The following is a 5159-nucleotide window of genomic DNA, read 5'->3' as shown; positions in this document are numbered from 1 at the left end:
TCTTATCTTCTTTCTGCAATCTACCAAGACCTCCGGGGATTCGATTCCGAAACCTACAGGGTGTACCCAATGTGGTGCCGCCCCTAAAGGACTTTTAGGTTCTAGTTTCCTCTTTTCCCATTCGCATTAATTCGCTACTGTTAAATTCGCATAAATTGGCTATACCAATTCGCGTTCATTAGCTATCCCAATTTGTAGTATTCGTAGCCAATTCGTAGCATAAATAGAATTCATACCTTAACTATTCGTAACAGATTCGCTATCCCAATTTCGTACTTACTATTTACTCCTTGCTTACCTATAAACAACAACAGTCCAGGTAAAAAGGTAGAAGATATAGAAGGTAGAAACCATAACACTACTTACAGACAGAGACAAAAATACATTAAGAAAACTGAGAAACAGCCCGAGTAAAAGTAGGAAATCGGAGAATTGCAAAGCAAAACCTTCAAGAAACCGCTCCCAAAAGGAGGGCAAAATCTTCTTTCTTTGCAAAAAGACTCTTACCTCTCTACCTACTTCCCAAGTAAAAAGAAATCTATTATCAGCCAACATTATACCCTTTCCTTCTAAAGAACCTACAGCATACCCAGGCCTTGTAACCTCCAGCAAATAACGACCTTCAGGCAAAGAAAATCCAAAAGCTCCAGTGCGGTCGGTAAGCGTCTCTTCTAGTAAATCTCCCGAAAAGTTGTAAGCCGAAACCTTAACTAAGAATAAAGGTTCTTTTGTTTCAGTATGAAAAACACGCCCCCATACCCGCCCTCTTTCCCGCCAGCCAAAGAAAATCAGAAAGTGGTGGTATATAAATTGCAATAATAAAGGCAAGAATGCTAGTGAGAGGTCAAAATAAAGAAAAAGAATGACTGGCGTAAAAAGCAGGGTAAAAACAAGTAAGACTAACAAAAATCTAAAGAAGACAACCCTAAAAGCAGGGTGAGCAAAGAATTCCTGGGAATATCGCCAAACAGTTGCGGGAATCTCCGGTATTGCTTCCTCTATTCGCTTTTCTGGGAAGTTAACTGTAACTCGGTGAGAGTCTTCTACCACAAACCCCGGGAGCACTAGCCGAGCACGTACCTCAATGGGAAAGGTCCCTGTTTTTTCAAACTCATCTTTTGCTTTTAACTTAAAACTAACCTTACGCGATGTCGTGCCCGGAGGAAAGTCATTAATTTCCCAAACTATACTACCAGTCTCTAAATTTATCTGAGGGGGAGCACCACCATATGCATCAGAAGCACTCTCAGAAACAAACTCCGCAACTTCGCCTTCGGGCAACAACCATTCTACTGAAATTGTCATTTCCTCTGTAGCTGCACCCCCTGAACACCCATAAAAAATTGTGTATTCTATTTCTTGCCCTGGAAGAACTTCTCGCCTTGGCGTAGAAGAAATAGAAATTTCATAATCATCCTTTGAATTAGGCACCGAAGCCCTCAAATTGACAGTAGCCTTCACTTCCCCCTCCTCTTTAGCCGAGGGAGAAGACTGGGGAGTTGAGTTAGGCACAACGCTTTCACCCAACACGCGCTTAGTAGCGAGCATGTTAAAACTAAAAAAGATAATTATAAAAAGTATAATCTTACACTTCATTCTTCTAAATATATGTTATATGTTACTCAGGTCCGTATTCTGTATTCCACACTCCGCTTACCGCTGTCAGCAACTACTAGCTACAATTCTCCCGTCTCCTCATTCTCCACCCTCCCCACTATTTGATAGATCGGTCCCACACTTTGAATTATAAACCGATCTCCCCACACACTTCTTGACACCCGCCGGTCATCCAATGGCTTCTCCCCCACCGCTAAATATATTGGGCGATCATTCATATTCATATCAACAAAATCTAACAAAGCTTGCTCCGCCTCTTCTTGATCTATGGTACTTTCCACAAGAGGGTATTGTAAGTGCGGGTAATTACGGCGGGCTTGTTCAAGCATCCAACCCAGCTTATGAAAAAACGCCTCATGCAAAACTGCGACATCCTTCTCGGGATAGAGAACATAACTAAAATACGTAAGCCCCAAAAAGTACCTATCACCTTCCGCAAGAATAATAGAACCAGGTTCTACCACTTCAAAAGTGTTCCGCCCAAAATCATAAGCTGTTCGCTCATTACTTAGATCAACTTCCCCCCAGCGCAATGGTATATTTAAAAGTGAAAAAACCAAAAGCAACAAGTTTAGCAAAAACAAAGTAAAAGCCGAAAAGCTAACCTCATAAGTACGGGAGGAACCTATCCTATCCAAACAGGCAAGGGGTCGCAAATTTTGTTTCTCCACCCAATCAGCTGCAGTCTCAAAAACACCTTGAGCTACTGTACAACCTTCTCCCAAAAAAAGTGCCAAGTAAAAAAATACTGGCAAAAGATAGGTTTCAATATTGACAATATTGTAATTAAAAACAAACAAAAGCTGAAAGAGTATTGCAAAAATAAAGAAATCGCGAATTCTATCTTTTCGACCAAAAACAAAACCAAGAACTATAAGGAAAGTACCAACGGGATTAAAATTAGTCCAAACAGCTTCAAGAAACCGCAACACATTATCTAAAAACAGTGAGGGGGCTACAAAGAGAAACCCACTATATTCTCTAGCAGTAATATGATTAATAAAATTGGACAAAGTGGAAGGATTTCCCCAATTAAGCATTGGTCTCATTGCTGCACGAATTGGTAGATAGAGATAAGGCAAAAGCCCCAACCCAAAAAATAAAGCTAACCTAAGTAATTTGCTAGGTCTAGTAAGATTACTAGGTTGTACTGATAAAATTAGGAAAAAGATAGCTGGTGCAATCATCAAAGAAGAGGTATGATTAGTAAGCGCAAGGGCAAAAAAGAACAAACCCCAATGCAAAAAGCCACCTACACCTTCACCGTGCAACCGCTCCTCTTGCTCCCACCTAACTAAAAAATAAGTTGAAGCTGCAATAAGGAACAGGTTTAAAGTAAGAACTTCAGCAACGATACTCTGTCCCCAAATAAGCGGAGTAAAAGCAAAAAAGAATGTAGATAGGAAAGCAGGGAATCTCTTTGCAAATAATCGCCTACTTGATAAATAAACAAGAACAGCGCTCAGCCATCCAAAAAAGATGGACATAAAATTAAACTTTGCTGCTGGTGTGCCAAAAAATGGCAAATACCTAAAGAACTGCCCTAATAAAACATAAAGGGGAGTACCCGGAGGGTGCGGAATCCCCCAAGTGTAAACACAAGAAATTAAATCACCAGCATCGTAGCCGTAGTGCTCCCAAGTAAGCCCCGGAGGCATAGTTTTCAGGTACACGACTAAAACAACAACAGAAACAATGAAAACACTTAAAAAAGGCTTATTCTTAGTAAGAGAAAAACCTACACGCTTTAATTTGGCGGTAACGGCATTAGCACTCATACATACTTCAAGCTAATAGTCTAAAACAATAAAAATTAGGGTTCAAGCTTATAAAGAGGCTCATAAGTAACAAGAGAAAAGCCCTCCCACTCACCTACCTCTCTACCTACCCCAGCTGAAACCTTGTCCAAAGTTAGAAAAATGCTAAACTCGTCTTTATTCCACGCAACCAATTTGCGCAACCAAGAATTTGCTGCAGCACTAGTTTGGGCAAACCCCAGAAAATCTGGGACTTTTAGCTCTGGGTGGTGAGTACGCAACCGCAAAACTTCGCTACTATCCAAACCTGCCGCAGGATATGTAACTACCAAGCTTTTTTCACCATTTATAGCTTCAAGATAACGAAGAGCGGAAATATATCTGCTATTTTCTGGAGAAAATACCAATGAAGGCCACCCCACCCGCCCCTCAACAAGCTCCACATAATTTTCCGCCTCCCCATCATTAGCGCGATTCAATTCACGCCAGTGCTCTGGGAAAGAGTAAAAGCAAAGCAAAAGTGCCAAACCTCCTAGCAAAGATAAAGATATTATCTTCAAAGCTTGTGCCTCCTTCTTAAGACGGAAAACTAGCACAAAAAATTTGTTTTCAACAGCTGTTCCAATTTCAGTATCCGAAACCTTCCAGATTAAATCCAAAAAAGAGCCGAAACCTAATGCTGCCCAAAAGACAATAAAAGTTACTAGCAACAGATAAGCACCCTCACTTACAGCAAAAGTGTAAAGCACCGGAGTTACAAGAAAAACAATTAAAAACTTAGAAACACCGCGTACACCTTCTTCCCCAAATAGAAAACCAACTGCAGCAAAAGGTATCACTATCCAGTAAAAACCAGGGAAAATGGTCTTTGCCAAGGAGACCAAATTCGCCTCCGCAGTCTGCAATAAAGGATCAACCGGAACTAAAGAACCAAAAAAGGCTTCAAGACTAACTCCGGCTTGAGTTGCTGCTCCAAAAATAAACAAGAGAGGAATTACAAAAGATGAAAAGAAAATTAAAACCTGGTTACGGGTAATCATCCTTCGTTGTTCAACAAAAATTAAAAGAAGTGGAAAACTTAAAAAAACGGAAAGAGGAAAAGCAGCTAGAGCCAACGCAAAAAACAAACCGCAACCTAATAGCAACTGCCAAGTAAGTTTGCTAACCGATTCTAAGGTAAATACAAAAAACAAAAAAAGCCAGGCTACAGCTGTCCAGACAATGTAATAATTTGCGTACAAGGCGTATTGCCAAAAAAATGGAAACACAGAAAGAAAAAGAGCACCAAAAAGAGCTACAACATCCTTTTTTGTAACCTCCCTTAGGGTGATATAAAAAACAGCTTGAGTAAGAACTGCAGAAAAAAGGGAAAAAAGATTAGCAATAGACGCTACCTTGCACCCACTTAAAAAGAAAAGGAAACGACCAACCAAAAAATACAGAGGAGAAAAAGAATAAGAAAAAAACCGACTACTTGAAATTGAAGCTAAGAGAGTACCAACATCCACCGGATCCCAAACCAAGCCAGGAGCTAACGTAAACGCATAAACAAAAGTTGAAAATATAAGTAACAGAAGCAAAAAGGGCAGAGTCTTTTTCATTATACCTAGTTTAACTAATAGCTAAACTTTTCGCAAAGCCCACAGCAACTGGTAACTAGTAGTAAGTAGTAAGTAGTAAGTAGCTAGTATTTAGTATAGCTAATTTATACTAATTTAATACGGCGAATTAATGCGAACGGGAAGGAAGAAACTGGTAACTAGCAAATGTTCGGGTAAGACCCTC

The 5159-nt window shown here is 40.0% G+C and carries 3 protein-coding genes; all 3 read right to left on the bottom strand.

From position 1 onward, the window contains the following. Positions 1-294 precede the first annotated feature (294 nt). Positions 295-1596 carry a carboxypeptidase-like regulatory domain-containing protein gene (locus tag U9M98_00485; GenBank protein ID MEA2020194.1) on the bottom strand — a complete coding sequence of 434 codons (1302 nt, stop codon included), beginning with the start codon at positions 1594-1596 and terminating at the stop codon, positions 295-297. An 80-nt stretch (positions 1597-1676) separates the two neighbouring features. After that, positions 1677-3395, bottom strand: a complete 1719-nt coding sequence (locus U9M98_00480; GenBank protein MEA2020193.1) for a DUF2723 domain-containing protein — start codon at positions 3393-3395, stop codon at positions 1677-1679. A gap of 35 nt (positions 3396-3430) precedes the next feature. Continuing rightward, on the bottom strand, positions 3431-4975 hold the full coding sequence (locus tag U9M98_00475) for a hypothetical protein (protein ID MEA2020192.1): 1545 nt from the start codon (positions 4973-4975) through the stop codon (positions 3431-3433). Positions 4976-5159: the final 184 nt, after the last annotated feature.

Source organism: Patescibacteria group bacterium, assembly GCA_034659915.1.
Taxonomy (GTDB): Bacteria; Patescibacteriota; WWE3; order JAUXAW01; family JAYEID01; genus JAYEID01.
The sequence above is the reverse complement of the archived record's forward strand: the minus strand, read 5'-3'. Positions and strand labels throughout refer to the sequence as shown.

Excerpts from the sequence above, each read along its gene's own strand:
- U9M98_00485 (MEA2020194.1), bottom strand. The coding sequence starts at position 1,596 with ATGAAGTGTAAGATTATACTTTTTATAATTATCTTTTTTAGTTTTAAC.
- U9M98_00480 (MEA2020193.1), bottom strand. The coding sequence starts at position 3,395 with ATGAGTGCTAATGCCGTTACCGCCAAATTAAAGCGTGTAGGTTTTTCT.
- U9M98_00475 (MEA2020192.1), bottom strand. The coding sequence starts at position 4,975 with ATGAAAAAGACTCTGCCCTTTTTGCTTCTGTTACTTATATTTTCAACT.